This is a genomic window from Achromobacter sp. MYb9 (genome assembly GCF_002975275.1).
Classification (GTDB): Bacteria; Pseudomonadota; Gammaproteobacteria; order Burkholderiales; family Burkholderiaceae_B; genus Achromobacter.
This window is the reverse complement of the sequence record NZ_PCOQ01000029.1, coordinates 41,077-59,082: the sequence shown is the minus strand read 5'-3', so window position 1 is coordinate 59,082 and position 18,006 is coordinate 41,077. Positions and strand designations below refer to the sequence as shown.

General features: G+C 66.9%; 17 protein-coding genes. 4 read left to right on the top strand and 13 right to left on the bottom strand.

The genetic code is table 11. The features are described from left to right. Positions 1-238 precede the first annotated feature (238 nt). The gene (locus CQ050_RS27345; RefSeq protein ID WP_199196948.1) at positions 239-1,372 is read left to right on the top strand and encodes a porin; all 1,134 of its coding nucleotides are present in this window, start codon (positions 239-241) and stop codon (positions 1,370-1,372) included. A 113-nt stretch (positions 1,373-1,485) separates the two neighbouring features. On the opposite strand, the gene CQ050_RS27340 is transcribed toward CQ050_RS27345, so the two are convergent. The 3 genes from CQ050_RS27340 to CQ050_RS27330 all read right to left on the bottom strand — a co-directional run bounded on the left by CQ050_RS27340 (position 1,486) and on the right by CQ050_RS27330 (position 3,698). Next, positions 1,486-1,740, bottom strand: coding sequence for a hypothetical protein (locus tag CQ050_RS27340; protein ID WP_146121072.1), 255 nt, complete (start codon positions 1,738-1,740; stop codon positions 1,486-1,488). A gap of 229 nt (positions 1,741-1,969) precedes the next feature. Beyond that, positions 1,970-3,025 carry a DUF4105 domain-containing protein gene (locus CQ050_RS27335; RefSeq protein ID WP_105559972.1) on the bottom strand — a complete coding sequence of 352 codons (1,056 nt, stop codon included), beginning with the start codon at positions 3,023-3,025 and terminating at the stop codon, positions 1,970-1,972. After that, on the bottom strand, positions 3,012-3,698 hold the full coding sequence (locus tag CQ050_RS27330; RefSeq protein WP_105559971.1) for a MarC family NAAT transporter: 687 nt from the start codon (positions 3,696-3,698) through the stop codon (positions 3,012-3,014). The genes CQ050_RS27335 and CQ050_RS27330 overlap by 14 nt, the downstream gene beginning before the upstream one ends. A gap of 99 nt (positions 3,699-3,797) precedes the next feature. Between CQ050_RS27330 and CQ050_RS27325 the strand changes: the two genes are divergently transcribed. After that, on the top strand, positions 3,798-5,183 hold the full coding sequence (locus CQ050_RS27325) for a lysozyme inhibitor LprI family protein (RefSeq protein WP_105559970.1): 1,386 nt from the start codon (positions 3,798-3,800) through the stop codon (positions 5,181-5,183). Positions 5,184-5,258: 75 nt separating this feature from the next. Here CQ050_RS27325 and CQ050_RS27320 read toward each other — a convergent pair whose 3' ends face one another. Continuing rightward, complete coding sequence (locus CQ050_RS27320; RefSeq protein WP_105559969.1) at positions 5,259-6,641, bottom strand: amidase; 1,383 nt, start codon at positions 6,639-6,641, stop codon at positions 5,259-5,261. Beyond that, on the bottom strand, positions 6,638-7,987 hold the full coding sequence (locus tag CQ050_RS27315; RefSeq protein WP_105559968.1) for an MFS transporter: 1,350 nt from the start codon (positions 7,985-7,987) through the stop codon (positions 6,638-6,640). The genes CQ050_RS27320 and CQ050_RS27315 overlap by 4 nt, the downstream gene beginning before the upstream one ends. Before the next feature lie 141 nt (positions 7,988-8,128). Here CQ050_RS27315 and CQ050_RS27310 point away from each other — a divergent pair, with 141 nt between their 5' ends. Further along, on the top strand, positions 8,129-9,172 hold the full coding sequence (locus CQ050_RS27310; protein ID WP_105559967.1) for a LacI family DNA-binding transcriptional regulator: 1,044 nt from the start codon (positions 8,129-8,131) through the stop codon (positions 9,170-9,172). Between the two features lie 44 nt (positions 9,173-9,216). Here the strand turns inward: CQ050_RS27310 and CQ050_RS27305 are convergent, their stop codons facing one another. From CQ050_RS27305 to CQ050_RS27270, 8 genes are read right to left on the bottom strand one after another with little or no spacing between them, the layout of a single operon-like run. Beyond that, entirely contained in the window at positions 9,217-10,224 is a 1,008-nt protein-coding gene (locus CQ050_RS27305) for an ABC transporter ATP-binding protein (RefSeq protein ID WP_105559966.1), read from the bottom strand. Next, on the bottom strand, positions 10,221-11,240 hold the full coding sequence (locus CQ050_RS27300) for an ABC transporter ATP-binding protein (protein ID WP_105559965.1): 1,020 nt from the start codon (positions 11,238-11,240) through the stop codon (positions 10,221-10,223). The genes CQ050_RS27305 and CQ050_RS27300 overlap by 4 nt, the downstream gene beginning before the upstream one ends. Continuing rightward, positions 11,237-12,109, bottom strand: coding sequence for an ABC transporter permease (locus CQ050_RS27295; RefSeq protein WP_105559964.1), 873 nt, complete (start codon positions 12,107-12,109; stop codon positions 11,237-11,239). Before CQ050_RS27295 ends, CQ050_RS27300 begins: the two co-directional genes overlap by 4 nt. Beyond that, positions 12,106-13,047 (bottom strand): ABC transporter permease, encoded by a 942-nt coding sequence (locus CQ050_RS27290; RefSeq protein WP_105559963.1) that lies wholly within the window; start codon positions 13,045-13,047, stop codon positions 12,106-12,108. The genes CQ050_RS27295 and CQ050_RS27290 overlap by 4 nt, the downstream gene beginning before the upstream one ends. Continuing rightward, complete coding sequence (locus CQ050_RS27285; RefSeq protein WP_105559962.1) at positions 13,044-14,198, bottom strand: FAD-binding oxidoreductase; 1,155 nt, start codon at positions 14,196-14,198, stop codon at positions 13,044-13,046. The genes CQ050_RS27290 and CQ050_RS27285 overlap by 4 nt, the downstream gene beginning before the upstream one ends. Continuing rightward, positions 14,195-15,595: an NAD(P)/FAD-dependent oxidoreductase gene (locus tag CQ050_RS27280; protein WP_105559961.1), complete on the bottom strand. Its 1,401-nt coding sequence runs from the start codon at positions 15,593-15,595 to the stop codon at positions 14,195-14,197. The genes CQ050_RS27285 and CQ050_RS27280 overlap by 4 nt, the downstream gene beginning before the upstream one ends. Then, positions 15,592-15,888 carry a (2Fe-2S)-binding protein gene (locus CQ050_RS27275; protein ID WP_105559960.1) on the bottom strand — a complete coding sequence of 99 codons (297 nt, stop codon included), beginning with the start codon at positions 15,886-15,888 and terminating at the stop codon, positions 15,592-15,594. Before CQ050_RS27275 ends, CQ050_RS27280 begins: the two co-directional genes overlap by 4 nt. Next, positions 15,869-16,996: an FAD-binding oxidoreductase gene (locus CQ050_RS27270; RefSeq protein ID WP_199196947.1), complete on the bottom strand. Its 1,128-nt coding sequence runs from the start codon at positions 16,994-16,996 to the stop codon at positions 15,869-15,871. The genes CQ050_RS27275 and CQ050_RS27270 overlap by 20 nt, the downstream gene beginning before the upstream one ends. A gap of 82 nt (positions 16,997-17,078) precedes the next feature. On the opposite strand from CQ050_RS27270, the gene CQ050_RS27265 reads away from it, so the two are divergent. Further along, on the top strand, positions 17,079-17,996 hold the full coding sequence (locus tag CQ050_RS27265; RefSeq protein WP_105559959.1) for a LysR family transcriptional regulator: 918 nt from the start codon (positions 17,079-17,081) through the stop codon (positions 17,994-17,996). Positions 17,997-18,006 lie beyond the last annotated feature (10 nt).

The window sequence follows — 18,006 nt, the reverse complement described above, 5'->3', positions numbered from 1 at the left end:
GACTGTTGTTCTTACGCCATATATGGCCCGTTTTTATGTGTGAACCGAGTAACCAATTTTGTTGGCTTCAGGCGCGCGTCAGGGGGAAATCGCTCGAATACGGCCCTAATTTTTATATTAAGAATAATTAAGTAGTATTCAGTTTCATGTTTTCCGGCGGCGTTGCCTATTGTTTAGGCCTGGGCTGCTTTCACGGTGCTGAAAGCAGGCAATACAAGCCTTAGAACCGGATGTGGATATGAAACTAACGAAAACTTTGCTCGTAGGCGCGATTCTGGCTGGCATGGCCGGTGCGGCGCAGGCCGAGACGTCCGTCACCTTGTACGGTATCGTCGACTTGGGTCTGACGTACCAGCGCGGCAAGGTCGGCACCACTGATTCGAATCGTGGCGTGTATGGCGGCGACTATCAGTCGCGCATCGGCATGAACGACGGCATCCAGAACGGTTCCCGCTTCGGCCTGCGTGGCACGGAAGACCTGGGCGACGGTCTGTCGGCGGTCTTCACGTTGGAAAGCGGCTTCACGGCCAATAACGGCAACCGTTCGCAAGGCGACCGCCTGTTCGGCCGCCAAGCCACGATCGGTTTGAGCAGCCAGTGGGGTCTGCTGGAACTGGGCCGTCAAACCAACATCGCATCCAAGTACTTCGGCGACATCGACCCGTTCTCGCTGGACTACCTGAACGCCAACATGGGTATGGCGTTCAGCGCGGCCAACACGGTCCGCTATGACAACATGGTCATGTATCAGACCCCGGTCTGGAGCGGCTTCCAGGGCGGCGTGGGCTACTCGTTCTCGACGGATGACGTCGAAGGCCCGACCGGCTTCCGGACCAAGGAAAACAACCGCGCCATCACGGCCGGCGTGCGCTACGACAACGGCCCCCTGAAGCTGGCCTTGTCGTATGACGTGCAATACCGCAAGCCGAACCAGCCGCAACCGCAGCAGTTCATCATCGGCGGTGCGTATGACTTCGAAGTGATCAAGCTGTCGCTGGCCTACGGCCGTTCGGAAGACGGCGTCTTCGCAGGCCAGGACTTCTCGCTGATGGGCGGCCGCCAGCAATCCGGCGGCCCCGCAATGGGCCAGGGCTTCAGCAACGGCCGCTTCACGTGGGATGGCCTGCGCATCAACTCGTACATGGTCGGCGTGAGCGCGCCGATCGGCGGCGCCAGCAACATCTTCGCGTCGTGGCAGCGTGCCGATCCGAACAAGAACCTGTACGCCATGGACATCTACAGCGTGGGCTACACGTACGACTTGTCCAAGCGGACCAACCTGTACGCCCTGGCGTCGTACGCCGATGGCGCCGCGTTCATCAACGGCAACAAGATCAGCACGGTCGGCGCCGGCATCCGCCATCGCTTCTAAGCGGGCTACGGGCCGCCCCAACTGAGCAGAGTCGGGGCGCCCTTCCGTACTTCAGGCCATCCTTTTCAGGATGGCCTTTTTTTATCTATGCAGAGAGAAGGATTGCCGGACGGCTACCCTGCCAGGGCGGCGGGTTCAGCGTGTTCGGCGGGACGCGGCTGCGCTTGCGCAGCGGATGAGACGGGACGCGTCTGGAGCATGACGGGGCGAGCCCTTGCCATGGCGCAACGGCGTGCGCGGGTGGCAGCCTGACGGGTGACGATCCAGTCGTACAGCACCACGCCAGGGTGGCGCAGCAGAACGGCGCCAATGGCGGCCGCAAGAATCAGGGCAATAATCAGGGCAATGCTCAGGGTCAGCCAGAACATCTTGGCGCCCTCCTTCAAAACAGCCCGGTTCCGATACCAGACCTAAAACTCACGTGAGAGAAACGCGCACGCGTGAAGCGCTTGAGATTTTTACCGTGCTGTAGTTTACCGGTCCGAAGACCGCGCCGTACGCGCGGAAATCCACGTTGGAAACGGGGCGAAACAGGTAATTCGGGAGGCCTGCACGCCCTTGCGTCGCTGGCACTGCTCCGGAAGAACCTGGCGGCTGCTAACGGCTGGGGCCAACCAGCGCCGGCGCCCCCAGCTGGCGGATCTGGCGCGAAAAGGCCAAGGGATCGTCACCGGGCGCACCCAGCGGGCCGACCGCTGCCTGCTGGCGCAGTTCCTCCAAAGGCAAGCTGGCGTCCAGGCCGCCCTGCTCGTACAAGTATTCGGGCAGATATCCCGACAACAGGATGCGGGTGTCCAGCGGCAGCCCCGGAACGATAGCGCGCACCATCTGGTAAACCAGCGTCGTGCAGTTGGCCGTCACCGTGTGATAGAAGCGAGGCGTATCGACCAGCGCATTTGCCGTGGTGACGTATGACAGGAACAGCTCGCGCATGGCCGCAGCAGGCATGCGCACCGGATACAGGTAGACGCTCTCGCCGCGCGGCCCTGCGCGCACATACAGGATGTCGCGTTCCTCCGCCGCCACCACGCTTAATTCGAACTGTTTGAAGAAGCCGCCGATCTCGGAGAATTTTTCACCGCGTTCTTTGCGGATCTCGACGGAAAACACCACGTGGCGGCCGTCTGAAAACCCGAAGGACACCAGGGTGTGGGCGATGGCCGGGCCCGACCAATACGACAGCGCCATGTCCACCCCCACCAGCTGATCCAGGTCGTACTGGCGGGTTTCCCAGCGCGCCGTGTAGTCGTCGTCCGAACGCCAATCAAAATTGCGCACGTTTTCCAGCGTGACGACCGACCCTTGCACCGTGCCGTGCAGCATCCGGGCAACGTCGTCGGCCCAGATGCGATCATTCGAGGGCGTCAGCGTCTGCCACCAGCCGCACAGCGCGACCACGCCGGCCAGATAGGCCCATCCGGCGCGCCGGCGCCAAGGCCTTTGGCGCCACAGCGCGACAAGCGCCCCCGCGCACAGCCCCGTCCAGAGCAGCGCGGCCGCCCCTTTGCCCCACACGCCGCCCGGCGCCTGATAGGCAAGCGCCAACACGCCCCACAAGGCGGAGGCCACCACCAGCAAACTGCCGAGGCTACGCCCGAAGACGGCTGCGCTGCGATGCAGCCAGCCGTGCGCCACCCGCTTATCCCCCCGCATGCTGCGTGATGATTTCAAGGACGCCGTTGATCACGAACTGGACCCCCATGCACACCAGCAGGAAGCCCATGACGCGCGAAATGGCTTCGACGCCGCTTTGGCCGATCACCGCGACGATGCGGCCTGCCGAACGCAGGCAGATCCAGAAGAACACGCCCAGCAAGGCGAACACGATGACCGGCGTCACCGCGATCACCCACGGCGCGTAGTCAGGGGTGATCGCGGTATCCATCGACGCGGCCCCGCTGATGATCATGGCGATGGTGCCCGGCCCCGCGGTGCCGGGCAGCGCCAGCGGCACGAAGGCGATGTTGGGCGTTTGCCGCTGGTGCTGGGCATCGGCGGCCACCTCGGCTTCCAGCATGCGTGACTCGGCCTTTGGAAACAGCATGCTGAACCCGATGCTGACCACGATCAGCCCACCCGCGATCCGCAAGCCGGGGATCGATATGCCGAACGTGTGCATGATCCACGCGCCGGCGTAGTACGTCACCAGCATGATGCCGACCACGTAGAAGGCCGCCTCGGTGACCTGGCGTTCGCGCTCTTTGTAGGGAATCTGCTGCCCGAGGGACAGCAGCAACGTCATGGAGGTCAGCGGATTGGCCAGCGGCAGCATCAGCGCCAGGCCCAGGCTGATCAGTTTGCCCAGTTGGATCAGGTCGTCGATCATGGAGCTCACGGAAATTAGGCGTGGGCCGCAACGAGCGGCTTGCCTGGTTCAACGGTTCAATCGTGTAATGCACTGTACCTCACCTCTTCACGCCGCACCTTGACTCTGACTCCCAAGCCCTTGCTTGCCGCCCTTCTGGCGCTGGCGCCCCTTGCCCCACCCGCGCTGGCCGCGGGCATGAATTGCGCGCAAGCGAAAACCCCTACTGAAGTGGCCATCTGCGCCGACGCGGAGCTGCTGCGCCAGGATAGCGAGCTATCGGCGATATACGGCAAGCTGGGCGCCGCCCGGCCCGACGGCCGCGCCGCGTTGCGGCAGGATCAGCGCGATTGGCTGCGCGCGCGCAACGGCTGCGGCGCGAATGCGGGGTGTCTTCGCGACCAGTACCTGGTACGCGTGAGCGTCTTGCAGGATCAACTGCGCAGCGCCACGGCCTACGTGCCGGATGAAACCGACCGGCAGGCGCTTGAAGACCTGCGCCAAGCGGTAGAGGCAGCAAGCCGGAACAACGCCGAGTTCCCGCTGGAAGACGCGTTGGCGTCCCTGTCCATCAAGCGCGGCACCACCACTTTCTCCAATGTCCGAGCGAACGAGGATGACGATGAAGCCAGGTTCCCGGTCACGCGGCCCGACGGCGTGACGCCGGACGAATGGAACGCGTTGCAAGCGTCCGGCATCGATGCCGGCGGCGAAAACGGCGCCGCCTCCTACACGTTGATGGACCTGGACGGTGACGGCCAGCGCGACCTGGTGATCAATTCCTACACTGGCGGCACCGGCCTGTTCTCGGACATCAGCGCCTTGCGGCACGCGGGCGGCCGCTATGCCGAAGCCATCGACGCCCATGGCAATGCCGCATCCAGCCTGTACACGCTGAACGGCCGCGGCTCGAACCAGGCCGGCGAGTGGATCCGCCTGCGCGGCCGCGTCTACGCGGCATACCGCAACAGCTACTACGGCGTCGATCATGTCCATCTGCTGCGGCCGCTGCATGCCGTGGGCGAAGTCCCCACCCTGACCATCCAGTACCGCTATCAGCTGCAAGTGCCGAAACAGCAGAAGCGCGCCGACAAAGACGCGGTCCGCGTCCTGGACGACGCCTTGCATGCGGGGTTGACGCAGGCGCTGGCAACCGTCGACGCCGAATCCGCGCGTGGCGACGGGGATGCAGACAACCTGGCCGGCGCGCCGGACCGGCCGTTGTGCCCGATTCCCGCCGATGTGAAAGAGGACGAGCGGGACCGCTACTACCAATACGGAGCGGGCCACTATTCCTACGAGACCGTGGCCGACGTGGCGGTGCATGTGGGCACGCATTGCTACGTCGCGCGGCTTATCGACTGGTTCGGCGGCTATGACGCGAAATTCGGCTTGTCCGCCATGATGTGGCTGCGTGAGCCCGGCGCGGACGACGGCGATGAAGAGATCTCGGTGCAGGGCAAGCGCCGCGCCATCCGTTTCGGAACGTCGGTCGGACCGATCTAGAACAGCGGCGGGCGATCCTTCGCCCGCCTTGCCAAGTTGCCCGCACCGCAACGCGGCGCCGGCTGGCCCATCATGTCAGTCCGCTTGCGGCGCTTGCCAGCGGCTGGCGGCCAGCGCCAGCAAGGCCTCGTCGGTGCCGGCTGCGGCGACCAGTTGCAAGCCCACGGGCATGCCGTTCACCCAGCCCGCGGGCAGGCTGATGGCAGGCAACCCCAACACGTTCCACGGGTTAGTCAGGCCTAGCAACGTTTCGCGCACGCCAGCGCTGCCCGGGCCCGCCACGGTGCGTTGCTGCAACGCGGGCGCGGTAATGGCGACGGCGGGCAGCGCCAGAACATCCACCTGCTGGAACAGCCGCGCGAACTCGGCTTGCAGGCGGGTTCTTTCCTTCAGGGCCCGCACATATTCCCACCCCTGCACGGGGCGCGAGGCGCGCAAGCGTTCCAGCACCTCCGGGTCGAACTTTCCCGGTTCGGATTCGACGCGCTCGGCGTGGACTTCGTAGGCTTCGGCGCGTTGGATCGCGCCGAGTGCGCTTTGCAAGGCGCGCGCGTGCTGCGTGACGGCGGGCGCCGGCTGCACCGCGCCGCCGGCGAAGCGCTCCGCCGCGGCGCGCACGCACGCGGTGACGGCCGCATCGTCGATCGCGAACGGCGCGTTGGCCACCCAGCCCACCTTCACGCCATCGGCGGCCACTGAAGCAGGCGCCAGCGTGCCGCCGCTTAATGCCTGCATGAAAACCTGCGCGTCTTCCACGCAATTGGCCAGCACGCCCGGATCTTCCAGCGTAGGCGCAAGGGGAAACACCCCCGCGTCGGACACTCGGCCATGGGTGGGCTTGAAGCCGACCAGGCCGCACAGGGCGGAAGGCACGCGCACGGAACCGCCGGTGTCCGTGCCCAGCGCCACGGGCACCATGCCGGACGCGACGGCCGCCGCGCTGCCCGCGCTGGAACCGCCCGTCATCTGGGTGGTGCGCCAGGGATTGCGCGCCGCGCCCTGCACGCTGCGGTCGCCGGTGGGGCCATAAGCGAACTCGTGCGTCAACGTCTTGCCGACAACGATGGCGCCGGCTTCGCGCAACAGCGCCACGCAGCGCGCGTCGGCCTGCGGGCGGTGGCCCAGGAAGTGGGCGGCGCCCATCGTGGTGGGCATGTCGGCCGTGTCGACGTTGTCTTTGATGGCGACGGGGATGCCGTGCAACGGCCCCCTGACCTTGCCGCTTGCGCGTTCGGCGTCGCGTTCACCGGCGACGGCCAACGCGGCGGCGATGTCGACATGGACGAAGGCGTTCAACTGCGGGTTCAGCCGTTCAATGGCGGCGCCCGCGTGACGCACGAGGTCCTGGGCTGTCAGGCTGCCGCTGGCCATGGCCTCTTGCAGGTCGGCGATGCGGCGCCCGCGGAAGAATCCGGGTTCCACGGCAAGGTGGGGAAAAGAAGAAGAAGGTTGGGTCATTTGGCGGCTTCCGATGGCAAGGCCTGGCTGGCGGGCATGCGCGGGCCCACGCCCGGGCGCACCTGAAGCATAGCGACCATGCCGACGGCTGTCGCGACCGACGCGGCGATGAACATCACCGAGTAGCCGTGGCGCGCCGTCAGGTAGCCCGTCAGCGTCGGGGCCAGAATCGAGGCGATATTGGCGAAAAAGTGCATCAGGCCGCTGAACGTGCCCACGCGGTTGGACGGCGCGGTATCGATCACGACTGCCCAGTACACCGAATTGGGCAGGGCGTTCAGCGCATTGGCCAGAGTCATCAGGGCGATGACGGCGAATACCGACTGCGCCTGCGACACCAGCAGGAAGCACAACGTAGTGGCCAGCAGGCAGGCGGCGGCGAACCAGCTGCGCGCGATTTTCAGGCTGCCCGTGCGCTTGAACAGCAAGTCCGAAATGCGGCCGCCCAACAACACGGTGACGCAGGCGCCCGTCCAGGGAATCATGCCCATGTACCAAAGGGAGGACAGGCTATAGCCGAAGTTGTCCTGCAGGTACTTGGGCGTCCAGGTCAGCAGCAGGAAGTTCACGTACATGAACGCGAAATAGCCCAGCGTATTCAGCAGCAGCGTCTTGCTGCGGAAGAAGCTCCACCACGGCAACACGGGCGCATCGGCCGCTTGGGCGCCCGTGGCCGATTGGGCGCGCGATGACTGGATTTCGGCCAGCTCTTGCGGCGACACGCGGGGATTGGTTTCGGGGCGGTCCGTGAAGATGCGCATGAAGAACACCAACACCACCAGCCCCGCCCCGCCCAGGATGAAGAACATGGCGCGCCAGCTGTCGGTCAGCGTCAGCAGGCCCACCGCCACAGGCGCCGTCAGCAAGGCGCCCAGCGGCGTGCTGAGCAGGCCGAACCCCACGACGAAGCCGCGTTCGCGGGTGGTCGCCCAGTTGGCGATGGTCTTGTTGATGATGGAATACGCCGGGCCTTCGGCGGCGCCGAACAGGATGCGGATGGTCGCGAAGCCGGCCAGCGCCGAACCGCCCAGGAACGCCAGGCCGAAATCCCCTGCCCAGGCGGTAGCGATTTCGAACACGGACCAGGCCACGCCCGCCACGATCCAGACTTTGCGCGGGCCGTAGCGGTCGGCCAGCATGCCGCCGAACAGCGCGCCGACCATGTAGCCATAGCCGAAGTAACCCAGCACCGACCCCCATGCGCCGCGGTCGAGGCCGTATTCGCCCGTGATGTGCGCGGCCGCGTAGGACATGGCGCCGCGGTCGATGTAATTGATCAGCGCCAGCAGCACGACCATGGTGAATATCCGGTACCGGAACCGGGAATCCTGGCTTTCAGTTGTCATTGCGTTTCGATCCAGTCGGTTTACCCAAACGTTTGGGTTGCGCAATGCTAAGGGCTCCAAACCCAAAAATCGACTCGGTGAAAACCCTAGGTTGCCGGGATACGCCCTGCCGCGCTATTTCCGCGTGTATTCTCCAGCCCCATGAATAGATCGCGCCCTGTCACGCTGCAAAGCCTGGCGCGGCAGCTCGGGTTGAACGTTTCAACCGTGTCCCGGGTCCTGAACGGATCCGCAGACGATGCGCGCGGCGCAGCGGCCCCGGACACGGTGAAACGCATCCGCGCGCTGGCCGCCGAATTGCAGTACCAGACCAATCCCCATGCGGCCAGCTTGAAGACGCGCCGCAGCCGCACGATCGGCGTGCTGGTGCCCCGGCTGTCGGACATGGTGCTGGCCACCATTTACGAAGGTATCGACGAGGCCGCCGCCGAACACGGCTACCTGACCTTCGTGTCCAACACGCAAGACGAGCCGGACAAGCAGCGCAAACTGATTGACATGGCGCTGGCGCGCCGCGTCGATGGCCTGATCCTGGGCGATGCGCACAGCGCGCCCGCGAATGCGCCGCCCAACCCGCTATTGGCCGAACTGGCGCAACGCGACGTGCCTTTCGTGCTGGTCAGCCGCCATGCCGATCACCATTGCGCGGTCACCTGCGATGACCTGGAAGGCGGCCGACTGGCGGCCAGGCACTTGCTTGACATGGGCCATCGGCGCATTGCCGTGATGGTGGGCGAACCGTTCGCCAGCACGGGCCGCGACCGCTCCGACGGCTTCTTCAGTTACTGCGCCCAGCACGGCGTGGACGTGCCCGCGCACTGGCGCATCGAAAGCCCGTTCGACACGGACGCGGGCCGCGACATCGGCGCCAGGCTCCTGGCGCCCGCCGACCGCCCCACCGCGATCTTCGCCGTCAACGACTTCCTGGCCGTCGGCGTCATGGGCGCCGCCCGCGAGCAGGGCCTGGAAGCCGGCCGCGACGTCGCCATCGTGGGCTACAACGACACGCCGCTGGCGGGCGCGCTGCCCATCGGCCTGACGACGGTGCATTCGCCCATGCACGAGATGGGCCGGATGGGCCTGGAGCTACTGTTGCAGAAGCTGGCGGGCGGCCAGCCCGGCAGCGTGCGACTGGCGCCCCATCTGGTCGTGCGCGACAGCAGCAAGCGCCGCATCGCGGGCTGAGGCCGGCGCGCGGCCCGAACATAAGCGGCGGTTCAGGCCAGAACTCAGGCCCCGGCGGAGGCGTGAGCCATGGCCGCGGCCTCGTCGACCAGCGGGTGGAAACAGGCCGCTGACCGGCCCCCGCCCAAGGACGCAAGCGGCGGCACGCGCTGGGCGCAATCCGCCTGGACCCGCGCGCAGCGCGGATGAAACGTGCAGCCGGGCGGCAAGTGCGTGGGCGCGGGAATCTCGCCTTCGATCTTGAGCAAGCGGATGCGCGCCGCCGGGTCCGGTACGGGCGAAGAATCCCGCAAGACCCGGCTGTACGGATGCAAGGGACGGTCCAGCACCTGCGCGGTGGGCCCGTGCTCGATGATGCGGCCCAGGTACATCACGCTGACCGTGTCGCAAAAGTGGCGCACCACGCCCAGATCATGCGAGACGAACACGAACGACAGGCCGCGGTCCCGCTTCAGGCGTTCCATCAGCTGCAGGATCTGCGCCTGGACCGACACGTCCAGCGCCGACACGGGCTCGTCCGCCACGATCAGTTCCGGGTCCAGCACCAATGCGCGGGCGATGCCGATACGCTGGCGCTGGCCTCCCGAGAACTCGTGCGGATAGCGGTCCAGCGCCGACACCGGCAATCCCACTTCGCCAATGGCCTGCTCCACCTTGGCGGCGATCTGCCTCGCATCGCCCAGCTTATGGACGACCAGCGGTTCGGACAGCGCCTGGCGAACGCTGCGCCGCGGATTAAGCGACGCATAGGGATCCTGGAACACGATCTGGATGCGGCGGCGCAATGCGCGCATGGCGGACGCGCCCGCCTGCCGGACGTCCAACCCGTCGAACACGATGCTGCCCTCGTCGGGTTCGATCAACCGCAACAAGGTGCGCGCCACGGTCGACTTTCCGCAGCCCGATTCTCCGACCAGCCCCAGCGACTGTCCCCGCGCGACGCTGAACGATACGTCGTTCACCGCCCGCACCACCTGTTTTTCGCCGCCCAGCCAGCCGCCGCCGCTTTCAAAGCGCTTGACCAGGTTGCGGACTTGCAGAAGATCGCTCATGCCTTGCCTCCATGCGGTTCGGCGCGCACCACGCAACGCACCTGGTGAGACGGGCCGATGCGGGTCAGCGCGGGCCGTTCGGCCTCGCACCGCGCCTCCTTCAGACGGCAGCGCGGCGCGAATGCACAGCCTTTCGGCATCGCCGTAATGGCCGGCACCCCGCCCGGAATGGATTCCAGCACCGCGCTATCTGCATCCACACGCGGCATCGCGCGCAGCAGCGCCTCGGTATAAGGGTGCGTGGGCCGTGCAAAAAGCGTCTGCACATCGGCGGTCTCGACGACTTCACCGGCGTACATCACCGCGACGCGGTCAGCGATTTGCGCCACCACGCCCAGGTTGTGCGTAATGAACAGCACCGCCATGCCATGCGCGGCCTTCAAATCAGACAGCAGCGTGAGGATCTGCGCCTGGATCGTGACGTCCAGGGCCGTGGTCGGCTCGTCGGCCAGCAGCACCCGGGGCTTGCATGCCAGGGCCATCGCGATCATGACGCGCTGGCGCATGCCGCCCGAGAACTGGTGCGGATAGTCGCCAAAGCGCTTGGCGGCGGCCGGAATCTTCACTTCTTCCAGCACGGCCAGCGCCAGCCGGCGTGCCTCTGCCCACGGCAGCCGGCGGTGCTGGCGAATGGCCTCGGCGATCTGGTCGCCCACCGTCATCGTCGGGTTCAGCGACGTCATCGGCTCCTGGAAGATCATGGCGATGGATTCGCCGCGCAGTTTCATCATCTGCTTTTCGGACAGCGCGGCCAGGTCGGCGCCATCCAGCAGGATCTGCCCGCCGCCATGGCGGGCGCCCGCTTCCGGCAGCAGGCGCAGCACCGACAAGGCCGTCACGCTTTTGCCGCTGCCGGATTCGCCGACCACCGCCAACGTTTCATTGCGCCCCACTTGCAGCGACACGTCGCGCACGGCGGCATGCCAGGCGCCGCCCACGCGGAACTCCGTGCGCAGGTCGCGAAGCTCCAGCACGGGGGCCTGAGAGCCAGAGAGAGGGTTCGGGTGAGGATTCATGAACGCTCCGAACGCAGCTTGGGATCAATGGCGTCGCGCAGGGCATCGCCCAGCAGATTCAGCGCCAAAACGGTCAACAGGATGGCAACGCTGGGAAACACCGTCAGCCACCAGGCGTCCAGGATGTTCTCGAACCCTTCGCGGATCATGCTGCCCCATGTGGCTGCGGGGGGGGGCACGCCCAGGCCGATGAAGCTCAAGGACGCCTCGGTGCGGATGGCCGAGGCCATCCACAGTGATCCCAGCACCACCACGTCCGACACCATGTTGGGCAGGATGTGCACGCCCATCAGGCGCAACGGGCCATAGCCCAGCGCCCTGCCCGCTTCGACGAAATCGCGTTGTTTCAAGGCGATGGTGGGCGCGCGCGCCACCCGCACGAACGGCGCGATTTCGGTGATGGCGATGGCAATGATCAGGTTTTCCAGGCTGGCGCCGAGCATGGCGGCCACCATCAGGCCCAGCAGCAAGGTGGGAAAGGACAGCAGGACGTCGACCAGGCCCATGATGAGCTGATCGACCAGGCCGCCCAGATAGCCCGCCAGGATGCCCAGCGCCGAGCCGATGCACATGGCGATCAGGATGGCGACAAAACCCACCAGCAGCGACACGCGGGCGCCGTAGACCAGGCGCGACAGCACGTCGCGCCCGTAGCTGTCGGTGCCCAGCCAGAACTCCGCAGAGGGCGGCTCCAGCCGATACGCGATGTTCTGCTGCAAGGGATCGTGGGGCGCCAGCCACGGCGCGAACACGGCGGCCAGCACGATCACGAGCAGCAGCCCAAGGCCGATCCACGACAGCCGGTTCTTGGCCAATGCCTGCCACAAGGCATTGGGACGGGACGAGGGGATAGCGGCGACAGCGCTCATTTGTATTTCACCCTGGGATCGACCAGCCCGTACACCAGGTCGGTCAGCAGATTGACGACGATCACACATGACGCGAACACCACCATCAGCCCTTGCAGCAGCGTGTAGTCGCGGCTGTTGAGCGCGCCCAGGATCAGCTTGCCCAGGCCCGGCCGGTTGAACACGATTTCGGTCAGCACCGAGTTGCCGATCAGCGTTCCGAAGTACAGGCCCACCACGGTCACGATGGGAATAAGCGCATTGCGCAACCCATGGCGCAGGATCAGGCGCATCGGCCGCACGCCTTTGGCCCGCGCGGTGCGCACGTAGTCTTCGCCCATCACGCCCAGCATCGACGACCGGGTGACACGCATCACGTACGCCATCATGATCAGGCCCAGGTTGAACGCGGGCAGCGCCAGCCCGCGCAATTGCGTCGTCCAGTCGCCCGCGCCGACGGCGCCGATGACGGGAAACCAGCGCAGCTGGATGGCAAACACCAACAGCATCAGGATGGCGGACACAAAAGCCGGAAAGGACAGTCCCGTAAGCGACAGCAGGCGGCCCAGGTAGTCCGGCCAGGCATTGCGGCGCAGCGCCGCCCAGATACCCATGGGCAGGCCGAACGCCACGCCGATCACGATGGCCGCCGCCGTCAGTTGCAGCGTCCAGGGCAGCACCAGCGACACCTCCTGCAGCACGGTGCGGCCGCTGGCCATGGACACGCCGAAATTGCCCGTGAGCATGTCGCCCAGAAAGCGCAGGTACTGCACGTGCGTGGGCAGATCCAGCCCCAGGCGCAAACGCAGCGCCGCCAGGGCTTCGGCGCTGGCCTGATCGCCCAGCATCACCGCGGCCGGATCGCCCGGCACCAGCCGCACCAGGATGAAGACGGCTGTCAACATGGCCAGCAGCGTCGGGACGGCCAGCAGCAGGCGCTTGATGGCGTAGCGCATCATGATGAATGCTCCGAAGCGGACGGCGCGGCGCCCTTCACCCGCATCAGGCGCTGCGCCTGCAGGTTGCCGATGGCGCGGCCGGTTTTTCCATGGACCACCAGGTCGGTCAGCGCGGCGCCAACCACGGGCACCAGCTCGAAGCCGTGTCCCGAAAAGCCGAATGCGTGGAACACCCCTGGCGCATTGGGCGACGGGCCGACGATGGGCAGCATGTCGTCCGTTTTTGCTTCCAGGCCCGCCCACACCCGGACGATGCGAATGTCGCGCACGGCCGGGAACAGATCCGTGGCGGCATGCGCGCCTTTGGCCAGCACCCGCATGCGCGCCGTGGACGTTTCACGGTCCAGGTCGGGGATGCCCTGCAGGCCGCCCCCGATCACCAGCGTGCCCTGGTCCGACTGCTTGAACGACAGCGACCGGCCCATGATGGCCACCACGGGTTTGATGAAGGGTCGCAAGCGCTCGCTGACCATCATCATGGACGACTTGGTCGCCAGCGGGATGTCGTCGCCCACCATGGCGGCGATGCGGGCGGACCACGCGCCGGCCGCGTTGATCACATACGGCGCGGTCCAGGCCCCGGCGTCGGTCTGCGCGCGCCAATCCTGGCCCACGCGCGCCAGGCCGGTCACGCCGCAATGTTCGATGATCGTCACGCCGGCCGCTTCGGCGCTGTGCCGAAATGCGCGCAATGCGCGGTGCGGGTCGGCCGCGCCGTCGCGCCGCGCGATCGATGCGCCCAGGCAATGGTGGCTGAGTTCCGGCAACAGCCGCCGCAGCTCGTCCGGGCCGATCAGTTCTTCGTGCGTGTAGCCACTGGCGCGCAACCCGTCGACGCGGGTCCGCAGCGCGGCGAGCGCGGCAGGCGTTTCGGCCACGCATATCTGTCCGTTGGCATGAAAGCCGCAGTCGTCGCCGACCAGCGAAGCCATGTCGTGCCACATGTCCATCGCCTCCAATGACAGATCCAGTTCGCCCTGGTCGCGGTTCAGCGTGCGCACGCCGGCCGCCGTGGCGCCCGACGCGTGCCGTCCAACCCAATGACGTTCGATCACCACGACGCGTTTGCCTTGGCGCGCCATCTGCAACGCGGCCGACAGGCCGTGCAGGCCGCCGCCAACCACGATCACATCGCAAGTGCGCGCGCTCATGGTTGCGCTTCCTCGATGTCGAGCGACGCCAGTTCGCCCAGCGTCAACGGCTTGAGCGGCGGGCGGATGCGATAGAACCCCACTTCGGCCACCGGCCGCTTCTGTTCCGCCGCGAGGATATGCGCGATCGTGTAGCCGCACTGACGGCCTTGGCACGGGCCCATGCCGGCGCGCGTATAGGACTTGATTTGATTGGGTCCGGGCTGGCCGATGGCCGCCGCCTTGCGGATGTCGCCCGCCGTCAGCTCTTCGCAGCGGCACACGATGGTGTCGTCAGGCGGGGAAAAAATGCCTGGCCGTGGCGGATACATGGCATCCAGCATGGGGCGCAGACGCAGCAGCGACGCCAGCTTGCCGCGCAACGGCGCGGCTGTCGCCGCGGCGGCCTGCGGCGTCAGCCGGCCCGCCGCCGCCGCTACGCCAACCGCGACGAGCTCGCCGCGCACGCAAGCGGCTTGCGCGCCGCCGATGCCCGCCCCGTCTCCCGCCACGTAGACGCCCTGGCGGCTGGTCTGGCCCCATTCGTCCAGATCCGGCGCCAGGCAGGACTGCTGGACGTTCCAGGAATGGTCGCATTCCAGCGCGCGGGTCATGTGGATGGACGGCACCACGCCTTCGTGCGAGAGCAGCACGCTGGCCGGCGCGCGCGCCGTGTTGCCGTCGGCATCGGTGTACTGCACTTCCTGCAAACGCCCGTCGCCCAGCGCGCGCACCGCCGTGACGCCGCGCACGCGCTTGACGCCCGCGGACTTGATCTCGTGCAGCCACGCCAGCCCCTTGGCGATGTCGGCCCGTCCCGCCAGCGCCGCGCCGGCCCAAGGCACCGCCCGGCGCCATCCGCCCGGCGGCGAGGTGTCCAGCCAGCCGGCGATCTTGCCGCCCGCGCGCAACAGCTGCGCCATGTAGAGCAACGGCAACGGCCCGCTGCCCACGACCCACACCGGCTCCGCCGGCACCTGGCGCGACGTCTTCAACAGGATCTGCGCCGCCCCCACGGTCAAGACGCCCGGCAAGGTCCAGCCCGGAAACGGCGCGGGCCGTTCCTGCGCGCCCATCGCCAGCACAATGCGGTCAGCGCGCACCGCCTCGGCCTGCCCGGCCTGCGTCATGTACACATGCCAGCCCGGCTCGACCTGCCAGACCTGCGTCTGCGGTTGATAAATCGCGCCGCTGTCGCGGAACGCGCGCGCCAGCGCCGCGCCCGCTCGGTACTCACTGCCCAGCAGCTTGCCCGCCGGCGTGTCCGCCACGGCCTCGACCGCCCGCCAGATCTGGCCGCCAGGGGCGGGCTGCTCGTCCACCACCAGCACCGACAAGCCCTGGCCGCGCAGGCCGATGGCCGCGCTCATGCCGGCCGGGCCGGCGCCAATCACCACGACATCGAATTCACGCTTCATGGCAAGACGCTCCGGCGGCCGAACTGGCGCTCGACGCACATGCCGTCGCGCACCGTGACCAGACAGGTCTGGGTGGAGGCCACGCCATCCACGATAGCCAGGCAGTCGAAGCACACGCCCATCATGCAATACGGCGCGCGCGGGCTTTCCAGCACGGGGGTGCTGCGGGTGGCCGGCGTTTGCTGCCGCAGCAACACCGCCGCCACGGTCTCGCCGGCTTCGGCGGCGACGGACTGGCCGTCTATCGTGAGTGTCAGCGCGGGCGCGCCGGACTCATGCAGCTTTCTGAACATTGAAACGCTCATGGTGAAAGGCATCCAAGGGATCTAGCGGCGCGCCGCCGGCCAATGCGCGGGCATAGGGCCCGGCATGGAATGAAGCCAGCGTCACGCCCGAGTGGCACAGCGCGATATCCACGCCGGGGTGAAGAGGAGAACTTGCGTAGACGGGGCACCCGTCGGGTGTCATGATCCGCAGGCACGACCATTGCCGCACCAGCCTTGCCCGCGCCAGATCGGGCAGGATGCGCAACGCGTTGCGCGTCATGCGCACCGCGGCCGACGACGTGGTGCCCAGGTCGTACCCGACCTCTTCCTGCGTCAGCCCAACCATGACGGTGCCTTCGGCGGTCTGGCGGATGCCGCTGGCGGGTATCGGCAACAGGGGCGCCAGTCGTTCGGTGACGAGGATCTGGCCGCGCTGCGGCCGCAATGGCACGTCCAGCCCGACCATTGCCCCCAAGGCGACCGAGCCCAATCCCGCGGCGATCACCACGCGTTCGGCGCGCGCCTGGAAGCCGCCGGCCCCCACGGAGAATCCGCCGCCGGGCAACGGATCGATGGCGGTGACGGCATGACGGTTAAGCAGGGTTCCGCCGCGTTTCAAGAACGCGGTTTGCAGCGCAGCCAGAAGCCGCAGCGGATTGACGTGGCCATCCAGCCCGCCGATGCTTGCGCCCGCCACGTCGGCGCCAAGACGCATCGACGGAAAGCGGCGCAGCAGCTCGCCGCGATCCAGCAACTGCGTACAGGGCGCCAGCTCCGGCGCCTGCGCATGCCAGGCGGCAAGGCGCGCCGCGCGGGCGGAAAGTTCGGCATCGCCCAGGCAGAAATGCAGCCCGCCCCGGCGCTCGTAGGCAAGCGTCATGCCGCTGTCGGCTTCCAGTGCCTGCGCGAAGTCCGGCCACGCCTGCACCGCCAGATGCGACAGGCGTTGGTAGGCGGGGTGGCCGTGGCCCTTGCCTTGCAGCCACACCAGTCCGAAGTTGGCCTTGGCCGCGCGAAAATCGGTGTCGGCGCCGTCCAGCATCAGCACGCGCCGCCCGTGTCCCGTCAGCCCGTAGGCGATGGCGGCGCCGACCATGCCGGCGCCCGCCACGATGACGTCGAACTCATGCCGCATGGCGGCTCCTTCTTGTGCGCGCGATGCCGACGCTATAACCTTTGCGACTGCAAACCAAGCTTCCATCCAACCGGGTTATGGCATGAATCAGACGTTGAACTTGCGGCAGATCGAAGCGTTCAAGGCGGTCGTCGAACACGGCACCGCCAGCCAGGCGGCCGTGGCGCTGGGCGTGTCGCAGCCGGCCGTCAGCAAACTGCTGTCGCACCTGGAGACGGAAACGGGTCTGGCGCTTTTTGACCGGGTGCGCGGCAAGCTGGCGCTGACCAATCAAGGCATGCGGCTGTACGAAGAGATCGACCGCGTGTTCAGCGGCCTGCGCCAGGTGGAACAAGCCGTCGATTCCATCCGCCGCGACGAACAGCGCACGCTGAACGTCGGCGTCCTGCCCGCCCTGGCCGGCCCGTTTATCCGCCGCGTGACCATGCAGTTTCTGAAGCGGCATCCCGACGTGCGCGTGTCGATCCAAAGCCGCGGATCGCTGTTCCTGGCGGACTGGCTGGCGACCCGACACATCGACGTCGCGCTGGTGGGCAGCCGCGTCGACAACCCCTACATCGATCGCGAGCCGCTGTTCCAGTACCCGTTGTTCTGCGCCATGCCCACGAATCACGAGCTGACGCGCAAGCGCGTGGTGCGGCCGCGCGATCTGAGCGGCCTGCCCTTCGTCTCCTTCGGAGCCGACAGCCAGACGCAAGAACTGGTGCGCCAGGCGTTCAGCCAGGGGGGGGCCCGGTTGAATGTGGTGCTGGACACCAACACGGCGCCCACGGCCTGCGAATTCGTCGCGGCGGGGCTGGGGGTTTCCTTGATTCATCCGTTGTTCGCCGAAGGGTTGCATAGCCGCATGGTGTTGCGGCGCTTTGATCCGGAGCTGCTGTTCCACTTCCAGTTGTGCCGCGTGCACACCTCGCGCAACGCGGCGCTGGTCGAGGCCTTTGTCGAGGAAGCCCGCGACGTCGCCGCGCAGGTTTCCCGCGAAGTGCTCAAGGGCCAATGACAGCCGGCAC

Bases quoted from the DNA above. Each gene is read 5' to 3' on its own strand.
- CQ050_RS27345 (WP_199196948.1), top strand. From the start codon at position 239: ATGAAACTAACGAAAACTTTGCTCGTAGGCGCGATTCTGGCTGGCATG.
- CQ050_RS27340 (WP_146121072.1), bottom strand. From the start codon at position 1,740: ATGTTCTGGCTGACCCTGAGCATTGCCCTGATTATTGCCCTGATTCTT.
- CQ050_RS27335 (WP_105559972.1), bottom strand. From the start codon at position 3,025: ATGCGGGGGGATAAGCGGGTGGCGCACGGCTGGCTGCATCGCAGCGCA.
- CQ050_RS27330 (WP_105559971.1), bottom strand. From the start codon at position 3,698: ATGATCGACGACCTGATCCAACTGGGCAAACTGATCAGCCTGGGCCTG.
- CQ050_RS27320 (WP_105559969.1), bottom strand. From the start codon at position 6,641: ATGACCCAACCTTCTTCTTCTTTTCCCCACCTTGCCGTGGAACCCGGA.
- CQ050_RS27315 (WP_105559968.1), bottom strand. From the start codon at position 7,987: ATGACAACTGAAAGCCAGGATTCCCGGTTCCGGTACCGGATATTCACC.
- CQ050_RS27310 (WP_105559967.1), top strand. From the start codon at position 8,129: ATGAATAGATCGCGCCCTGTCACGCTGCAAAGCCTGGCGCGGCAGCTC.
- CQ050_RS27305 (WP_105559966.1), bottom strand. From the start codon at position 10,224: ATGAGCGATCTTCTGCAAGTCCGCAACCTGGTCAAGCGCTTTGAAAGC.
- CQ050_RS27300 (WP_105559965.1), bottom strand. From the start codon at position 11,240: ATGAATCCTCACCCGAACCCTCTCTCTGGCTCTCAGGCCCCCGTGCTG.
- CQ050_RS27295 (WP_105559964.1), bottom strand. From the start codon at position 12,109: ATGAGCGCTGTCGCCGCTATCCCCTCGTCCCGTCCCAATGCCTTGTGG.
- CQ050_RS27290 (WP_105559963.1), bottom strand. From the start codon at position 13,047: ATGATGCGCTACGCCATCAAGCGCCTGCTGCTGGCCGTCCCGACGCTG.
- CQ050_RS27285 (WP_105559962.1), bottom strand. From the start codon at position 14,198: ATGAGCGCGCGCACTTGCGATGTGATCGTGGTTGGCGGCGGCCTGCAC.
- CQ050_RS27280 (WP_105559961.1), bottom strand. From the start codon at position 15,595: ATGAAGCGTGAATTCGATGTCGTGGTGATTGGCGCCGGCCCGGCCGGC.
- CQ050_RS27275 (WP_105559960.1), bottom strand. From the start codon at position 15,888: ATGTTCAGAAAGCTGCATGAGTCCGGCGCGCCCGCGCTGACACTCACG.
- CQ050_RS27270 (WP_199196947.1), bottom strand. From the start codon at position 16,996: ATGCGGCATGAGTTCGACGTCATCGTGGCGGGCGCCGGCATGGTCGGC.
- CQ050_RS27265 (WP_105559959.1), top strand. From the start codon at position 17,079: ATGAATCAGACGTTGAACTTGCGGCAGATCGAAGCGTTCAAGGCGGTC.